Raw genomic sequence first — 18547 nt, 5'->3', positions numbered from 1 at the left:
TTTCTATTCATGTGTGTTAAGCGTAAGTAATTAGTAGGATTTATTTTTTCCGCTGGATAACTGCCAGCGCTTTGGCAACAATCGACGCAGCCGTCAAGCCGTATTTTTCCATCAGTTGATCTGGCGTACCGCTTTCCCCGAACGAATCGTTCACGGCCACCATTTCCAGCGGTGCCGGATGGTTCAAGGCTAACACTTGAGCTACGCTATCACCCAGACCACCATTCATCTGATGCTCTTCGGCTGTTACGGCGCAGCCTGTTTTATAGACCGATTTCAGGATCGCTTCTTTGTCCAGCGGCTTAATTGTATGAATATTAATGATTTCGGCGTCAACACCCTGTTCGGCCAGAATTTTGCCTGCTTCCAGAGCTTGCCACACTAAATGACCAGTAGCAAAAATGGACACATCGGCTCCTTCGTTAAGATGAACCGCTTTACCAATCTCAAATGGCTGATCGGCGGGGGTAAAGTTGGGGACAACAGGACGACCAAACCGTAGGTAAACCGGGCCTTCATAGTCGGCAATGGCAATGGTAGCCGCTTTGGTCTGATTGAAGTCGCAGGGGTTGATAACGGTCATACCCGGCAGCGATTTCATCATGCCGATATCTTCCAGTACCTGGTGCGTAGCGCCATCTTCACCCAATGTCAACCCCGCATGCGATACGCAGATTTTGACATTCTTGTTGGAGTAAGCCACTGCCTGACGAATCTGGTCATACACCCGGCTCGACCCGAAGTTGGCAAACGTTGTGGCAAAGGGAATCAGTCCACTCAACGTTAAGCCAGCCGCCACGCCAATCATATTCGCTTCGGCAATACCGCATTGAATGAACCGATCTGGGTTTTCTTTAATAAACGTGTCCAGTTTGAGCGAGGCTACTAAATCAGCACACAAGGCAACCACGTCTGGGTTCGAGCGACCCAACTCAGCCATGCCCGCGCCAAAACCGGAGCGCGTATCTTTCTTTTCGGTAAATGTGTAGGTTTTCATGGTGTTTGAATTAGTAGTCGCCGAGAGTTTCTTCCAGTTGTGCGAGGGCGGCCGTAAGCTGCTCATTGTTAGGTGCCGTCCCGTGCCACTTGTGCGTATGCATCATGAAGTCTACCCCCTGCCCCATTTCCGTTTTCATGATGATACAAATGGGAGAACCCTGACCACTAGCCTGTTTGGCGGCTTTCAGTGTAGCCAGCACTTCATCAACCTTATTACCATCCATGTGGAGCACCGTCCAGCCGAAGGCTTCATATTTAGCGCCCAGATCCCGGTTATTTAAAACAACATCGGTTGGACCGTCGATTTGCTGTCCATTGAAATCGATAATGGCAATTAAGTTGTCCAGCTTTCGGTGAGGTATGAAAGCAGCGGCTTCCCAAATCTGACCTTCCTGCTGTTCGCCATCGCCCATTAAGCAATACACCAGGTGTGAGTCCTTCCGAATCTTTTTACCATAAGCAGCACCAGCCGCGGCCGATAATCCCTGCCCTAACGAGCCAGAGGCAATGCGGACACCCGGCAGATGCTCCGCTGTAGCTGGGTGCCCCTGTAATCGGGAATCCAATTTCCGGAACGTCGCCAGTTCACTCACAGGGAAATACCCCCGGCGAGCCAGAACAGAATACAGGACCGGAGAAATGTGCCCGTTGGATAGAAAGAACATATCTTCTCCCGTGCCGCTCATATCGAACACCACCGAATCCTGATCGTCCGTTTTTAGCTCCATTGCCTGGAAATATAGACTCACCAATAAATCGGTGCAGCCCAGTGAGCCACCCGGATGGCCAGATGCCACACCATGCACCATCCGGACAATGTCCCGACGTACCTGCGAGGCAGCTTTTGTTAATTCGTTCGTTGTCATGCGTTTGGTTTTATAGTCACTTACAAGTGTTGGTGTTACCCTCACCCCAACCCCTCTCCCAAAACGGGAGAGGGGCTAAAAACTAGTGGTCCTGCTCCCCTCTCCTGTTTGGGAGAGGGGCCGGGGGTGAGGGTAACACTATCAGATATATTGATTAATAATGCTTTCGAGCCACTCCTGTTTGCCACTGCGGAGTTGAGGTTCTCCGTTTTCCAGTGTGTAGCTGCGTAGGTCTTCCAGCGTCAACTTACCTTCTTCAAACGCTTTTCCCTGACCACTGTCAAATGAACTGTAACGCTCTTTTCGGAACTTGAGATAATCCGAATCCTGTAGAATAGCGTCAGCTACGATAAACGAACGAGCGAAAGCATCCATACCCCCAATGTGGGCAACGAACAGGTCCTCCAGGTCAGTTGAGTTCCGGCGTACTTTAGCGTCGAAATTGATGCCACCGGGTTTAATGCCGCCTGCCTGATGAATCACCAGAGCTGCTTCGACCAGTTCATAGAGATTGATCGGGAATTGATCGGTATCCCAGCCGTTCTGATAATCGCCCCGGTTGGCATCAATGCTGCCTAACATACCAGCATCAGCAGCAACCTGCAATTCATGGTCGAAGGTATGACCAGCTAGTGTCGCGTGATTGACTTCAATATTCAATTGAAAATCCTTGTCCAGACCGTACTGACGTAGGAAGCCAATTACCGTAGCGGCATCGTAGTCGTACTGGTGCTTAGTGGGTTCCATCGGCTTCGGCTCAATGAAGAACGTACCCGTAAAGCCCTGTTTGCGGGCATAATCGCGGGCGATGGTCAGAAACTGCGCCAGGTGCTCAACTTCCCGTTTCATGTTGGTATTCAGCAAAGACATGTAGCCTTCGCGACCTCCCCAGAACACGTAGTTTTCTCCGCCTAAGGCTATGGTTGCATCAATGGCGTTTTTAACCTGCGTTCCAGCATAGGCCAGCACCGCGAAATCTGGATTCGTCGATGCGCCATTCATGTAACGCGGATTAGAGAATACATTGGCCGTACCCCAAAGTAGCTTCACACCACTTGCTTTCTGCTTTTGCTGACCGTAGTCCACAATGGCTTGCAGGCGCTTTTCATAGTCACTTGCAGACGGTCCTTCATCAACCAGATCAATGTCGTGGAAGCAATAATAAGGCGCTCCGATTTTGGTAATGAATTCAAAAGCGGCATCCATTTTCAGCTTTGCCCGCACGTTCGCATCCTGATCCTGATCCCAGGGAAAAATGCGTGTTCCGGGCCCGAAGGGATCACCACCCGTTCCGCAGAAGGTGTGCCAGTAGCTAATGGCAAAGCGGAGTTGCTCGCGTAACGTCTTCCCGCCCAGAACCAGATCAGGATTGTACCATTTAAACGCTAATGGATTTTTAGATTTAGGACCTTCGTAGTTAATAGAGCCAATGCCAGGGAAAAACTCCCGGTCGCCCAGTGTGATGTTTGACATGATTAGTTACCTGATTATACGTTAATTGATTCTGTTGTTTGCAATTGAGAATGCCAGCGGTCAAACGCGTCTGCGTAGGCCACCTGTAATGCGGGTACAGGCTCGGTTAGGCTAACTCGTTTCAGAGAAGCAAAAGCTTCTTCAAACGTCGTGTAAATCCCCGCCCCCACACCTGCGCCCCGAGCTGCCCCCTGGGCGCCATCGGTATTATATAATTCTAAAGTAGCACCGGTCGTATTGACGAACGCTTCCCGAAACACGGGGCTAAGAAACATATTGGCTTCCCCTGCCCGAACGACCTGAGCAGACACGCCCACCGACTCCATAATTCGCAACCCCATCGTAAGCGCGAAAACGATACCTTCCTGCGCAGCCCGAACAACATGCTCAATCTGGTGAGTGGTCAGGCTTAGGTTTTTCAGATTTGCGCCCGGATTCGCATTGCCCAGAATACGCTCCGCTCCATTGCCAAAGGGATAGAAAAGCAGGTTAGCGGAACCAATTGGGGCCTGAGCAGCTAAGTCATTGAGTTGGTAATACGATAAATTACCCACCAGTCGACGCAGCCAGCTATTGAGAATTCCGGTTCCGTTCACACAAGCCAGAACGCCTAAATGCGGATCTTCTGGCTGGCTATTCACATGAACGAAGGTGTTTATACGTCCCTGCCGATCGGAAGAGGTTTCCTGCGTAATCCCGTAAATCACTCCAGATGTTCCAGCGGTTGCAGCTACTTCGCCCGCTCGCAACACATTGAGTGAAAACGCATTGTTGGGCTGATCGCCCGCCCGATAGGTAATGGGCGTACCTGCTTTCAGACCCAACAGATTAGCTGCCTCGTGACTTACCTTGGCCTGAAAACCAAAGGTTGGCACTACATCGGAAAGGAGCGACGGATCAATGGCAAAATAATCGAGCAGATGCTGAGCTACCTGATTGTTCTTAAAATCCCACAAGATACCTTCTGACAAACCCGAAATCGTCGTCTGTGCTTCCCCCGACAGGCGCAGGGCGATGTAGTCGCCCGGAAGCATGATTTTATGGATTTGCTCATACACCTCAGGCTCATGCTCTTTTACCCATTTTAGCTTAGCGGCCGTGAAATTGCCCGGCGAATTAAGCAGATCGCCCAGACAGTACGTCTCACCCAGATCACGAAGGGCCTGCTGTCCAATGGATACGGCTCGACTATCGCACCAGATAATAGCGGGTCGTAGTACATCAAAGTTTTTGTCAACGACCACCAGGCCGTGCATCTGATACGCAATACCAATAGCCAGCACATCAGCGCCATCAAATGGATACTTTTTTTTCAATCGGCCAGTTGCCCGGATTACTTCCTGCCACCAGTCTTCGGGCTGTTGCTCACCCCAGCCCGATTGCGGAGACAGGATTTTCATTTCCTGATCCGGGCTAGTGGCCGAAGCAACTAATTGCCCCGTATTGGCATCGACCAAAGCCACTTTTACGGAAGAACTGCCAATATCATAGCCTACTAAATAAGCTGCCATTCGTTTGTGTCTGTATAAATGTATGTGTTATAGTCAGCAACGGATGAAGTATGATGCACTGTTGGTAAGCCTAAAAACAGAAGCAACAGCTACCAATTCTTAGTGGTGTACTATTGACACTTATTTTTGATGTAAAATTGACACTTATTATTTTAATGTCAAATTGACACTCATTATTTTTTCAATAAATTTCTAACTAGCGTACAAACGTTTCGCCTGGTAGTACAGAATAGTGGCTATTTGCAGCTAGAAAGCCAATTCTGAAGTTGGAATGAAGTTCAGAAAGGAGTTGTTGATCTCCCGGTATTTGCTGGAGTCGACTTGATAAAAGTAAGCCCCCCGTTTCGAAAAGCCTTTTTGCTTCTCATCCAGTTTGATCAGCAGGTTCGTGGACAGGATCTTACGGCTAAAATTTCGCTTGTCAAACTCTGTATTGTAAACAGCATCGTACAACTTCTTTAGTTGAGGAATGGTAAATTTCTCGGGTAGTAGTTCAAACCCTAAAGGATGCTGGGCTGCTTTGTAGCGTAGTCGTTTAATGGCTAAATCGACCATATCGCCATGATCGAATAGCAATGGAGGGAGGTCATAGATCGAAAACCAGCGAGCCTGGAACGCTTCTGAAATCTTCGTCTCATAGTCGGCTATTTTAACCAGGGAGAAATAAGCTACCGATATCGTTCGGACAATAGGATCGCGTTGCGGGTCGCCAAACGCATATAATTGCTCCAGATACACATTGGATAAACCCGTCAGATCAAATAAAATTCGGGCCGCAGCCTGTTCAAGTCCTTCATTAGGCTGGAGCCATCCGCCCATCAGTGACCAGGTTTTTTCCTCCACTCCCCGTTTAACCAGTAGTACTTTTAGACTCTCTCCATCAAAACCAAATATGATTGAATCTAAAGCCAGTAAATAAGGCTGCTGCTCTTTGTATTGATCTAACATTCGTTGTTGAATTAACTCTCTCCAGGGATCGCACACGAAGGTAATCAATAGTTGTTTTTAGCGCTCATATACACTTGACTTTAGCCTTATGCAGACCAGGTTAAGCCGGATTAACACCCAGCGAATAGCCTCTGTCTTTACCAACAGTTGAGTCTGGTTAAAAACTCAGTTTCCTACTTTTACACTTGATCCCGCTCCCAAAGTGAGTCTGGCACCTGTTTCGTAGCGAATGGAGAGAGCCTTTGCCACATAGGCGTTCGGGATAACGAGTTTATGATTCAGTTTCACCTGATCGGTAAGCGTGGGGATGCGGTTGCACGACCATACGGTTGGGTCATCCCAGGAGCCCTCGCGGATGGTGTATATACTGAGCGAGCAATCATCTGCCAGTTTAAATAAAACGGTTAACTGAAACGGCGAACTGCCTACGCACTGACTCCGCACCTGCCATTCATAAGTAGAAGAAAACTCTAGTCCAGTCAGTACATAATTTGTATTCGTAATTCCGGATACGGTAGTCCAGACCGATGTTCCAAACGCACGCCACTGTAGCTCATAAGGCACACCTTCGCCCGAACTGTTCCAGTGAAGTTTGACAGATGTAGCACTCAGCGACTCCGACCATAAGCCCCCTGGCATAGCACAGGTTGTTTGAAAAACCTGAGATGAAGCATAATTCGTAGGCTCACACGCTGTGTGAAGCTGCCATTCGTAGGTTGTATTATTCGTTAAGCCGCTTAATGTGTAAGGCGATGTAACATAGCCAGGCACGTTTGTCCAGGAATTGCTCCCCACAATTCGCCATCGCAAACTATAGGTCAATACTGGATTGAACTCCCAATTCAACCGGGCAGTACCAGCGGTTATATTCGTCGTACTTTTATACTCATTGTAATAGTATTCAGGCACGCATTGGGGAGTAAATGAGTTAATTGGTAAAAACGGTCCATTGGCAGCAACAGCACAGGCAGCCCGAATTCGAGCTTCATAGGTCGTACCCGTTGTTAATCCGGTCAGCGTATAGGGCGACGTAACTGCCGGAATGGTATTCCATGCGGTGGCCCCCACAGCCCGCCATTGCAACTGATAGGTTGATTCAGCTCCATCCCAACTGAATTGAGCCCGGTCGGAGGCTGAAGCGTTTACGTATACATAATATGGCAGGCTACACGCTGTTGTAAACCGGATCGGACTGGTATAAATGCTGCTGATCGTTGCTCCACAAGTGGCCGATACGGCCCATTCATAAGTTGTATTCGTTACTAATCCAATCAATGCATAGGTGGTCGATGTAATACCGGTTACGGTAGTCCAGTTGGGTGTTCCGACGATTCGGTACTGTATTGAATATTGCGAAGCGGAGCCGCTCCAACTCAATCGAGCTGATTGGGTAGTCACATTTTGCGTAAATAAGGAAACTGGCAACAGACAACCTGTTCGGAATGAGATGGGATAGGTTACGTTCACTGCGTTGGAAGAGCAGACCGTTTGCAGACGCCACTCATAGACGGTGTTGTTGGTTAGCCCGGTCAGCGAATAGGAACTGCCGGTTACGCCCGTTGCAGAGCTCCAGAGCGTTGTTCCAGCCACGCGCCATTGCACCAATACAGGAGCATTGACGGGCGTCCAGTTTAGTTGAGCAGATGTAGTTGTAATAGCAGCCGTACTCGCACTCGAGATTCGAGGACAGTACATCGTAACATACATGGTGGCTTCGTACGTTACAGCGTTATCGTCAACATAACTGACCCGGATATCATAGGTTGTACCCGTTGTTAATCCGGTCAGCAGGTATTTTCTCGTTGAGAGCGGCCCGGTGCTAGTCCAGTTACCACCGCTTTCCCGCCACTGTAGTATATAGTTCGTACGATCAGAAGGGCCTGTCCAATTCAGGCGAATAGACTGATACGATACACTATCCGAATAGATCGAAAACGTCGTCGAATTGACGGGCAATGTCATAAATGTATACCCACTTGACTGGCCCTGATCATTGGCCGAGCAGACTCCCTGCAGCCGATATTCGTAAGATGTGCCGGGTGTCAGCCCAGTTAGCGAATAAACGGAACTGGTCAGGCCATTTACGGCATTCCAGGGCGCGCTTGAATTGATTTGCCGCCATTGTAAATTGACATAGACATTGTCGGGATTAGGCCGCCAGATAATTGAAACAGACTGAGTAGTAGTGCCATCTACGTAATAGCTATATGGGCTGGAACACTGGGTTACGAACGTGCTACCAAGCGCAAAGGCAGAAGCTGCACCTGACTCACAAATAGGTCGAACACGCCATTCATACATTGTTTTACTGGCTAAACCGGTCAGTGATGTTGAGGTACTTGTCAGACCATTTATCTCCGACCAGATAACCGTGCCGCTAATTCGGTACTGAAGGGTGTAGGTTAAGCCTGGAAACTGATTCGATCCATTCCAGTTTAACTGAGCACTAGCAGCGCCTACACTACCTACACTCAGGAACATAGAGTAAACCGATGGACAACTTGTTTGAAATGATTGTATGGTCGAAAAATCCGATAAGTAACCGCCACAGTCAGCAGCAACCTGCCATTCATAGGTCGTATTATTTGTCAGACCTGTTAAGGAATAGGTTGATGTTGCCACCGCTAGAGACGACCAAACCGTTGTCCCCACAATTCGCCACCGTAACACATAAGATTGACTGGATGAGGAATTGTCCCAGAATAATCGGGCCGCCGTGGCGCTCGTCTGCGTGTTATACCCGTACACATAAGGAACTGGACAGATTAATCCAAACGTGGAAGTTCCTGAAAAATCAGACACAACATTCTGCGAACAGATGGCTCGAACCCGCCACTCATAACTGGCTCCAGCAGTCAGTCCGGTCAATGAATAGGTAGTACCCAGAATACCCGTTACCTGTGTCCAGTCTGATGTTCCAGAGATACGATACTGCAACTCATGAGCAACCGTGGCCGCATCATTGCCATTTGTCGTGTAATACATCCAGGTCAATTGTGCCGACGAGGATGACAGCGGTATATTGGTCGTTATGGATGGGATTATACATTGCACAAACGTCGTTGCCGACCCCGAAAAGTCACTGACAGCACCCGTCAAACATTGCTGTCTGACTCTGGCTTGATACATGGTACCTGGTATGAGATTCGTTAGTACATAGCTAGTATTGGTCAGGCCATTAATTGTATTCCATGTACTGGCATCAATGGCTCTCCATTGAAGGTCGTAACTAGATGCTGCGGACGAGTAATTCCAGGAAATGGCGGCCGATGTATTCGTCTGCTGATACCAATAGATACCCTGGGGTATAGAACAGGCCGTTGTAAACGTCGGCCCATCCACAAAATCCGAATAAATGGAAGTCGCGCAAATCATTCGGACTCGCCACGCATACGTTTTGCCCAGCGTTAAGCCATAGAGAGTATACTGCTTATTGCCGTAACCAGGTATACCAAAATAAGGATCGGTTTCACTTCCTTCGGGTCGTATCACAATCCAGTCGCCCCCCGCTACATCACGGTATTGTATCTCATAAAGACCGGTGCTGGTATTATTCTGCCAGATTAATCGCGCCGAGTTTACATCAATAGCTCCTATAGTAAGGCCCGACAAGGCTGGCCCGCACTGCGTATGGAATGTTTGTATCGCCGAGAAATCCGATGCTCCAGCTCCCGAACAGGCCGACCGAACTCGCCATTCATACGTTATATTATTGCTGAGACCTGTAAAGGAATACGATGGCGTCGTCAATCCTGATAGTAGTGTCCAGTCAGTGGCGCCTGCCAGTCGATATTGAAGCTCGTAGGGTGGGTAAGTGGCGGTCCCATACCAACCGATTATAGCGGATGAATTCGTTAGCGTATTGGTATAAAAATAGGTTGGCTGAGAACAAGACAGTGTAAAGGTTTGGCTCGCAGTAAAGTCAGAAGCCACCTGATCGGAACATTGCTTACGAACCCGCCATTCATAAGGAACACTTGCCTGTAAACCCGTCAGTTTGTAGCTTACTGAATTGATGCCAGATATAGTTGTCCAGCTACTTGTATTGACAGCTCGCCATTGTAGCTCGTAACGGGCACTGGTTTCGCCTGCGCTCCAGGACAAGTCAATGGTTGTATTAGTGCCATTCGTGCTCTGCGTGTACGTTGGCACACTACAGGTTATCAGAACGGGCTGAGCCGTAGCAAAAGCCGAATATTCTGTAGTAGAGCATACTTTACGAACCCGCCATTCATACACAGTTTCGGGCGCCAAACCCGTAAGGATATAGGATGCACTGGGAATACCGGCTACCGAAGACCAGTTAGTTGTACCCGTAGCCCGCCATTGTACTTCAAATGGGCCCCCATCCGATGTGTCCCAGTATAGCTCCAGCCCACCCGTTGCATTTGGATAGCTTCGCGCATTCATTGGTGCCCGGCATTGAGTGGAGATTAGCTGCAAAGGCGTATAGCCTGACGTAGCCGACGCCGAACAGACCGTTCGTACGCGCCATACATAGGACGTATTATTCGCCAATCCAATCAGGCTGTAAGGCGATTTAGCCGATGGGACCGTATTCCAGTCAGCCGCCCCGGCCTCTCGCCATTGAAGCTCGCTCGAAGCAGCTCTCCATTCCAATACAGCTGAATTATAGGTTATCGAACTGGATGACAGATAAACAGGCAATGGACAACTGGTGTCAAACTGCTTTATATCCGAGAAGGCCGATTTTGATGCAGCCGAACAGGCTGTTCGTACCTGCCACTCGTAGGTAGTCGAATTAGTCAGGCCAGTCAACACATATTCGGGAAGAGAAATCCCTTCTACCAATGTCCAGTTTGATGCTCCGGCTGGGCGCCATTGCAAGTCGAAAAGAACATTAGCCTGGGGACCGTCCCATTTAAGTTCAACAGCCTCAGGATTAGCCAGCGTTAACCGGGTATTGGAAGGAGGCAGACAGTGGGTTTGGATGATCGGTCCATTTACGACATCAGAGGCAGCGGACGCCGAGCAGGTTGTCCGAACTTTCCATTCGTAGGAAGTTTCGTCAGCTAATCCTGACAGGTTTAGGGAATTGCCTGTCAAACCACTCACCGTGTTCCAGGTAGCGGCTCCCACCGGTCGCCATTGTACTTCATACGTAAGCCCATTAGTTGGCACATACCAGTAAAGTTGCGCCGACTCATGCGTCACATTGGCTATGTATAGGGAAGATGGCGGATCGCACTTCGTTTGAAAAGCCTGTGTGCTTGTATAAGCCGATGTATCGCCAGCTGCACATATTGATCGCACCCGCCATTCATACGTCGTGTTGTTTGTGAGACCTGTCAACGAAGTACCTGTGGTTGTCAGTACCGGATTTGTCGTCCAGGTTGCACTGCCCGATATACGCCATTGTACCTGATAGGAGGGAAAACTGCCTCCATAATACGACCAGCTAAGTGAAGCCGACTGATGAGTAATAGTATACGTATAGGTGGCTTGGGGAATTTGACAATCGGCATAAACCGAAGTGCATGATAAGCAATAGCCAATCAGCAAACTAAGAAGGTAACGAACGTTCATGGATAGAGGAAGGACTTGAGCAAGGCTCTTGACTCCAAAAGCAATAATTTGGCCAAATCTTTAACTCTTTATTTATCTAAACTTAAAAATAGTCTCTATTCCATATTCTGGCCTTCAGGGAAACTCAACTGAACAGCCTGGTTTCATCAATAACTTTAAAAATTCAGACAATAACTTACACAAAATCAGGATAATCCATTCTGACTAGCCAGAAAAGCGGGAGAGTGTTTATTTTAGTAGGTATTGATAACCTACCCATAAGAATATGCTCCCTTACTTCCCATTCAGCCATGCATTTGATCATCGCATGGGCACGGCTCCGCTCCAGGCCCACGAATTGCTAATCGAAGTTGATGATGAGTACAGACACGAAATTGCACTCAAACGAGACTTATTGGCCCAGGACCTTCGCTATTATTTTCAGGCGCTACCAGCTACCGAACTCGCCCAGTGGGACGTATTGGAACGGGTACTAACAGAGACCGCCAAACGGTATCCACAGTACTTTTCGCTTACCCAGACTGGCGATCAATGGCATTGGCAAAACAATCTGTTGGCAGAGGAATTTCACTTCATATTTGGCGATGCCGGTACGCTCCCACAAGCGCCACTTGATTGGGTTGGACGGCAAGTGCAGGAAGATTTACTGATCCTGAGTGCCGACGGCACAGCCGCGCTCGTGGCGGGGCAATTGTGCTTTCCGAACGGCTGGTGTATGGACGATAAGATCGGGCAGACATTTCTGGGCATTCACCGACCTGCTCCAACTATGGTTCAGCCAACCATGCAGGCGGCCCACAAACTACTGGAACATATCCCAGCCCATCGTCCCATCTGGCGGGCGAGCTGGAACTTCAAAATTACCGACCAACTGGACCTGTCTACAAAATATTCGGCTGGTTATAACAACGAGCTGGCACATCTGGCCCCCACGCTCACCTCCAGCACAGTTGGTGATCAGATTTTTATCCGAATCGAACGCCAAACCTTCAGCCGGCTCCCTCGTTCAGGCGCCATTCTGTTCGGCATTCATACGTATCAAAACACACTGGCCAACGAAGCGGCCGACATTGATCACGCAAAAAAGATACTCGGCACGCTTCAAACAACACCTAGAGACATGCTTGATTACAAAGCCATTACGCCTTTTGAGAGCGCAATGCTTCATTTTTTGGAAGAGAAAATTGCGTCGGCTAGTTTATAAAGCGATTATCTTGCCTGAATCACTCTTGATATTGGTCAGCCTCAAGTCGCCCCATCAAATTCTAAAAAGGTGTACCTTGCCAAAAAATACACGTATGCAAACAGTAGCGCAACAGCAACCTCGTAAGCGACGTAATTCGGTTACGGTCAGAAAACAGCCACCCGTTGCCTTGGAATCGCTGGTCTATGAAGTCCTGGATGGGCGTCCGCTCTATTATCGTGGCTATGAAGACGTATTGGCGGGCAAAAAATTACCAGAAGATATTATGGGTTCCAGTTCATTACAGTGGGTGCTTGTCTCCTATTTTATGCGTATTATGATTCGTCAGTTAGACGAAAAAAAATACTGGTTTGCGTCAAATGAAGCAGGAGTACATCTTGATCATCGCAATAATCTGTCGCACGACGTTGCCATTTACGACCGAAGCGTATTAACGCCAGATAAGATTAATACCCAGTACGTTACAGTTCCCGCTAAAGTGGCCGTTGAAATTGACGTGAAAGCCGATATTTCTAAAGTTATCGACTTTAATTACGTTAACCAGAAGACGAAAAAACTACTGGATTTTGGGTCGGATAAAGTTATCTGGATTTTCACCAGTTCGCAGCAGGTGATGATCGCCGAAAAGAATGCCGATGCCTGGCTCACAATGGACTGGAACCGCGACTTGGAATTACTGGATGGCAAAAGCTTCAATATTGGTCGATATCTGAAAGAAGAAGGCATTCAGGTGACCGAATGAGTTCACTTACGTTTCAGGAATGTATAAGCCGCAGCTGTTGCCAGGCCGCCAATCAAGTACCAGCCGATTGTCATAGCGGCTGTAGTCGGTGTGCGATTGCTGGGCGCTGTTCCCAAGCCTAAAGGGCCGGGCAAACCTACCGCTCCAACGCCTGCCACTACGCCTAGAGCCGCACCAGCCAGAAGGGCATCTTTCGGTTTGGCTAACCCAATCAGACTATAGTAAAGCGTATTTGATACCACGTCGCCCCCCAATGCCCAGTCGTGGAGTTCGTCATCGGCAGGTGGCTCTGCGTCTGCTTTCTCCATTACTTTTTTGATGGCTCGCATGCCCAGAATGTCAGCCCGAGGGGCCTTGTCAATAAATTGGCGGGCCGTTTCGTGGAGAGCGGTCAGTACGCAGGCCCCAATCAGGCCGCTGCCCAGCGATGGCAGAATTGTTTTGTTTAAATCAGTCATATTGGCTTAACTTGTAAGCCAGTCTAAATGTTAACGGGCCTCGGTTACTTGTTATCGTGAGGGGTTTGCCAGACTGATTTTTCGATTCTTTTTTAGCCAACAACCTGTTTTTTTGATGAAATTCTCCTTCCGCAATGACCAGACAGAGGTAGCCATTGAGGTGCTTCGTGAAGTTGGCCAGTGGCTCGTAGACAACGGCCAGGAACTCTGGCAAATCGACACACTTACACCGGAAAACCTGCTAAATGAACACACAACAGGCAATCTCTACGTGATGTATGCCGACCGCGAAGATGGTACAGAACCAGAACCTGCTGCCGTATTTATCCTTCAATGGGAAGATCCGCTCTATTGGCCTGATGTGCCGCCCAACACGTCCAGTTTTATTCATAAGCTAGCCATTCGTCGGGCGTTTGGTGGACAAAATCTATTCGCGGCTATCATTGATTTCTGGAAAAACGAATGCGCGCTACGAGGCATACGAACCCTGGAACTGGAGACCGATGCGACCCGCCCCAAGCTCATGCAGTTTTACGAACGCTATGGTTTCCAACCCACCTACCAACGGCAGATGCATGAGTTTGGGCAATCGTTTCTTTGCCAGTTTTACGTGATGGCATTTTAGTCACTGGCACGAGTAAATACCTGCGCCAGTGACTTATAGCTTCATGCGTTTGTTTGTTGTTATATTATTGCTCACTGGATTAACAGGTTGCCAGTCTGGTTCGCAACCCGAACCGATTCAATATAGCGTTCCGGCAGAGGTAGAACCTTACCTGAAGTCGTTTCGGGATGAAGCAACCAAGCGTAACAAATCCGTTTCGACGGCCAACCTGATCGTTACGTTCGGAACGGCACAAAGCGAAGATGTTTGCGGACAGTGCGTTCTCGAAAATGGAAAAACACCCCGAATTACGCTTAATTCCGACGATTTCTGCTGGAAAACAGCCAGCGCCAATGAACGGGAATGCCTGGTTTTTCATGAATTAGGTCATTGTCTCCTGAACCGAGGCCACAAAACGGATAAATTCCCGAACGGAGCTTATGTCAGCCTGATGAACCCTGATAATGTAGCGGTATATGCAACCTGTCGGTACCCGATTGGGAGTGACGAATGCGATAAGCGGGATCGACGGGAGTATTATATCGACGAATTGTTCGATGCCACAACTCCGGCACCAGCCTGGGGAAAGTAATAACTGATCACTTATTGCACCCGAATCAGTTCGGTAATTGCGATTGGCCGGCCATTTTCGGTAATTCCCTGCAAGGTCACACGCAACGTTCGGACAACATCCGATAACGGAAACACCAGTTGACTGTGACCCTGGCTATCGGTTTGCATAAGGGGTTTCCAATAGAGTACGTCCCGGCGATCAATCCGATCTGATGCCGTAGGTGTCTGCGTTTCTGCGGTATATTTTGGCATATAAAACTCCCGCTGAACCGACGCATAGCCAATGAGTTGCAGCGGCTTCATGCCACCCTTAGCCGCGCTTTTCTGCTGATCGGGCCGAAAGCGTTTTGTGTAAAAGGCAATTACCCCATTACCACCCCGAACCCCGTAGATACCCGCCGTGCCACCATTTTTTAGTACTTCGATCCGCTCAATATCACCCGGATTAAAGGAAAGCAGAGCGGTTCCATCGTTATCCTGAATGCTCACACCATCAACCAGGTACAGCGGTTGAGAGCTGCTTTTCAAGGTCCCAACTCCCCGAATAATCACCTGATAACTACCATTATTCATTTTAGTAGGATCAACAACCTGCATAACATTTACTCCTGATAATTTCCCACGCATCATTTCATAGAGGTTGGCAAATCGGGGAGACGTTTCGTCGAAGACAAGGGTAGCGTCAGCTTCGCTGTGGAGACTTGATCGCTGAACATCCAGGGGACGCTCATCCATTTTTTTGGCTCTCACAGTCACTGCCTTCAATAGTTTTGCGGTTTTGTCCCGATACAGGTCAGTGTCATTTTCCTGGCGAATCCGGGCTGCCGCCAATTGAGCATGTAGATTTGTCCAGTTAGAGGGAATACTAGTCGTATCCAGTTGCCAGGATACCCAGGGACCTTCCAGGATAAGGTGAGCATCTTTATCGGCATAATTCTTCAGTTGATGATCAGCCAGTTGGGTCATCAATTGAACAGTATCAGCAATCTCCAGGCCCGCCAGCCGAAATCGACCCTTGTCGTTCGTTCCGGCCGAGCGGACAAAAGCATGTTCGGGCACGGTTGATGCCACCATGACCTGCGCTCCCGATATGGGTTGATTCTTTGCGTTTAGTACACGCCCCATCACCGACACTCCGCCCATCAGTTCGGTCGACGGCGTACCACTTACCCGTCGCCAGCCTTGCGTGAGCAGGAGATCATCTAAAGCCCTGCGTGTTTCGAGCGAGTTGTCTTTCACATAAACGTTAGGCTGCTCAATACGCCCGCTTAACTCCCCTGTTAGCAATAGATGAGTCTGAATCGTAGCCGCAGCCGTATCTTCAGGTACCTGACCAGCATCTGTAATGGAAGCTGACAAAGCCGCAATTGACGGTATCCCTTCGTCGCTCAAATTGATACTCATAATAGCCTGTTCACGAGGCTGGTAGCGGGGTTTATTCAGTCCCACCAGTATTCGTAGAGGTGGTAATCGTTCGGGTATAAATACGAGCCGCTCGCCCTGAGGACGAGCAGCAGCGTTGTAGAGTGTAATCTGATTAAGACCCGATGGAAATCCTTCGGCTGGCAAACTCACACGAGCTACGCCATTTTGCAGAAGGATTTTCCGCTGGTCGATCAGGCGACCCCGTTGCTGAATGAGCACATAAACCGAATCCATCGAAGGCAGGTTTGTACCGGCAATCGTTAGCGCCAACAGGTTGGTATCGCTAACCACATCGGCCGAGAAAACATACCCTTCCTTGTCGGCTACAGGGAGCGGTACAAGCTGGTGCTGACCGTTATGGACAACATCAGCGTAGTATTTTTTACCGGCTTCAGGTGTCATCACAAAGCTGCCCATCCCAAACGCATTGATGGTTAATTGGCAAACCTCCGTACCCTCATTTGTTACAATCTGGCCCTGTGCCCTTACCCCCTGCCCATCCGAACCAACGATTTTAATGCCTAGTCTCGCCGGTAATCCTACTACCCAACGCCCTCCCTCAGGCAATACCTGCACATCCAGCGGTTTGGCGTCGGTGTCGACTTGTTTCTGTAGCTTATTCTGAAACAGGTTATTAATGGCAATCGAACGTTCAAAAGCGGGGCGAAGTTGCCCGTCGTCTTCATCGGTATAAGCCCGCAACCGATAGGTGCCGGTAGCTAAGGAATCCGATAGTCTGAAATTGCCCACAGCGCGACCATCTGTTACCCGCAACCATTGATGTTGAATGAGTTTTCCGGAGGGCGTTAGCAAATCCACATGCATGGCGGTTTCCCCCAAAAGACGGCGGTTCGTTACAGCATCGAGCAAATAGGAACTTAACCACATCCGATCACCGGTGGCATAAAATGGTTTGTCGGTATGCACAAATAGAACTGGTGCTAATGCCTGAAATCGCTCATTAAATGCTGCAGCAATTCGTTTCTGACGGGCATCAGGTAATAGAAATTTTCCCTGAGCCACTAGGGGTGCGTTGGTCACTGGGTCAACATCTGTTTTTGTTGGTTGCCAATCGGCAGGTAACAGTGTCGACAGGCGATCGTCAGACAATGATCCGGAGATGACCATCCCATTAGGTATTGTAATGGTTCCGTCGGTGGTTAGTTGTATCTGTTGGGCGGGTAATTTAATCTCTGAGTAAGCATAACGGGCATCCATGTACGGCGAATAAACAGAGATCGCATTGGTATAAAAAACAATCAATGTCTTGTCGGATAGCAATCGTCGTTCAAACGGCAATCGACCTGGCTGTATTAATTCGTTTAGTTTCAAGGGCAATAGGTGCCCTTTGGTTGTATCTGTTCCAACTGAACCTGCCAAAACGATCCGGTTGGCTATCGATTTCATGGGTAATACGGCCGGATCTTCCCGATATACCATAAAGCCTTCCTTTTCATAACTACCATCAACTAAGCTAGCCATTAGGTGTCGGGTTGAGCCTTTGTAGGCAATCATTCGGTTTCGTCGGAACCGTTTAGCCTGTCGCTCATCAGCGGGTTTCAATTCATCAAAATGCACGCTACCTGCATAGTACACCTTTTTAAACGATCCATCGAAATACAGAAGGTCATAGCGTAGCTTATAGCCTAAGGCCTGGTTCTCAATAATCAAAGGCTCAGAAGCCGTTGCCTTCAGCTGCCCATTTTCTTCTTTGAAGCTGAGCACATCGCTGTTCATGATCAGACATTGCCCGCCAAACGGTTCGCCGAGTAATTGGCGTTTAAACTGCCGTAGATGCCGCTCCCATTTCTTCTGATTGCCACGAACCGTCACGGTAAGCAAAGTCTGATCGCTCGGTTTCAGGCGAAAATTTGCTTTGTTATTCTGACTGGCATCCAGGCGCAGTGTTCGTTGTTGAGGTTGGTAGCCAACAAACGAAGCCACTATTTCTACCGTGCCGAGCGGCACACCGGAAAGTGAATAATTGCCCTGCTCATTGGTAACAGTACCCCGTGTGCTTCCATTTAAATACACATTAGCGAACGGCATTGCCTTACCGGTGGTGGCGTCGGCAACGGAGCCGGTTAGGGTGGTCGTTGCGGGTTGAGCAAACGCCAGCGAGGCAAGCCACGTTAGCAGGCAGGTAGTCAGGTAAACGACAGAGAGCCAGCGATTCATGAGTAGTTAACAGTTAGTT

General features: G+C 48.9%; 12 protein-coding genes. 4 read left to right on the top strand and 8 right to left on the bottom strand.

The genetic code is table 11. The annotated features are described in order from the left end of the window. Positions 1-40: 40 nt before the first annotated feature. From GO755_RS03495 to GO755_RS03470, 6 genes are all read right to left on the bottom strand, one after another. Positions 41-997: a transketolase family protein gene (locus tag GO755_RS03495; protein WP_157583161.1), complete on the bottom strand. Its 957-nt coding sequence runs from the start codon at positions 995-997 to the stop codon at positions 41-43. 10 nt (positions 998-1007) lie between these two features. Then, positions 1008-1865: a transketolase gene (locus tag GO755_RS03490; RefSeq protein WP_157583160.1), complete on the bottom strand. Its 858-nt coding sequence runs from the start codon at positions 1863-1865 to the stop codon at positions 1008-1010. 141 nt (positions 1866-2006) lie between these two features. Further along, a complete protein-coding gene (xylA, locus tag GO755_RS03485; protein WP_157583159.1) occupies positions 2007-3338 on the bottom strand; it encodes a xylose isomerase in 1332 nt (443 codons plus the stop codon). Positions 3339-3352: 14 nt separating this feature from the next. Continuing rightward, positions 3353-4849 carry a xylulokinase gene (locus GO755_RS03480; protein ID WP_157583158.1) on the bottom strand — a complete coding sequence of 499 codons (1497 nt, stop codon included), beginning with the start codon at positions 4847-4849 and terminating at the stop codon, positions 3353-3355. A gap of 246 nt (positions 4850-5095) precedes the next feature. Beyond that, positions 5096-5797, bottom strand: a complete 702-nt coding sequence (locus tag GO755_RS03475) for an NUDIX hydrolase (protein ID WP_157583157.1) — start codon at positions 5795-5797, stop codon at positions 5096-5098. A gap of 165 nt (positions 5798-5962) precedes the next feature. Continuing rightward, the gene (locus GO755_RS03470; RefSeq protein ID WP_157583156.1) at positions 5963-11344 is read right to left on the bottom strand and encodes a fibronectin type III domain-containing protein; all 5382 of its coding nucleotides are present in this window, start codon (positions 11342-11344) and stop codon (positions 5963-5965) included. A 265-nt stretch (positions 11345-11609) separates the two neighbouring features. Between GO755_RS03470 and GO755_RS03465 the strand changes: the two genes are divergently transcribed. Next, a complete protein-coding gene (locus GO755_RS03465; RefSeq protein ID WP_157583155.1) occupies positions 11610-12548 on the top strand; it encodes a heme-dependent oxidative N-demethylase family protein in 939 nt (312 codons plus the stop codon). Between the two features lie 94 nt (positions 12549-12642). Next, complete coding sequence (locus GO755_RS03460) at positions 12643-13290, top strand: Uma2 family endonuclease (protein WP_157583154.1); 648 nt, start codon at positions 12643-12645, stop codon at positions 13288-13290. A gap of 2 nt (positions 13291-13292) precedes the next feature. Here the strand turns inward: GO755_RS03460 and GO755_RS03455 are convergent, their stop codons facing one another. Next, the gene (locus GO755_RS03455; protein ID WP_157583153.1) at positions 13293-13748 is read right to left on the bottom strand and encodes a hypothetical protein; all 456 of its coding nucleotides are present in this window, start codon (positions 13746-13748) and stop codon (positions 13293-13295) included. A gap of 115 nt (positions 13749-13863) precedes the next feature. On the opposite strand from GO755_RS03455, the gene GO755_RS03450 reads away from it, so the two are divergent. Next, complete coding sequence (locus GO755_RS03450) at positions 13864-14373, top strand: GNAT family N-acetyltransferase (RefSeq protein ID WP_157583152.1); 510 nt, start codon at positions 13864-13866, stop codon at positions 14371-14373. A 43-nt stretch (positions 14374-14416) separates the two neighbouring features. Further along, positions 14417-14944 (top strand): hypothetical protein, encoded by a 528-nt coding sequence (locus GO755_RS03445; RefSeq protein WP_157583341.1) that lies wholly within the window; start codon positions 14417-14419, stop codon positions 14942-14944. An 11-nt stretch (positions 14945-14955) separates the two neighbouring features. Here the strand turns inward: GO755_RS03445 and GO755_RS03440 are convergent, their stop codons facing one another. Continuing rightward, the gene (locus tag GO755_RS03440) at positions 14956-18528 is read right to left on the bottom strand and encodes a carboxypeptidase regulatory-like domain-containing protein (protein WP_157583151.1); all 3573 of its coding nucleotides are present in this window, start codon (positions 18526-18528) and stop codon (positions 14956-14958) included. Positions 18529-18547 lie beyond the last annotated feature (19 nt).

The organism is Spirosoma arboris (genome assembly GCF_009754945.1).
Taxonomy (GTDB): Bacteria; Bacteroidota; Bacteroidia; order Cytophagales; family Spirosomataceae; genus Spirosoma; species Spirosoma arboris.
This window is presented reverse-complemented; position numbering and strand designations above follow the sequence as displayed.